1 protein-coding gene is annotated in these 454 nt (G+C 50.4%); it reads right to left on the minus strand.

What is annotated here, in order from left to right; translation table 11 throughout:
- Positions 1-155: 155 nt before the first annotated feature.
- Positions 156-454, minus strand: a 299-nt coding sequence (locus tag ACTHUR_RS20550; protein ID WP_440400649.1) for an alpha/beta hydrolase, incomplete at its 5' end; no start/stop codon positions are given.

The following is a 454-nucleotide window of genomic DNA, read 5'->3' on the forward strand; positions in this document are numbered from 1 at the left end:
GAATGGACGGTGCAATATTAAATTTGCCGTCAATAAGGCATAAAAAGAAACAACCTGCTTGAAAAGGCAGGTTGTTTTTTTATGGTCGTTCAGACGGCCTGTTATGGGGAGGAAAGACAGACGAGGCCGTCTGAAAACCGAATTATATTGTTTGTTTATTCGGTCAACATGGGTTTCAGTGCTTCCCAAGCCTGCGGCAGTTGGGTAAAGCCGTCCGAAGCCATCAAATGGCCGCCTTCGGGAATATGAGTAACAGGGCTTTTGAGTTTGGCCGCCATGTCCAAAGTCAGTTCGGGCGGAACATGGGTGTCATTGTCGGAAACCAGACAGTGTTTGGGCATGTCGATTTTGCGCAGGATGTTGAAATCGGGCGACGCTGCTTTAATGTAGGCATCGAGCGTAGGTAGGGGCGGCAGCGTATCGGCAAAACCGGCGGCAAGCAACAGGCCGCCGA

This window comes from Neisseria sp. P0021.S007, from assembly GCF_051956855.1.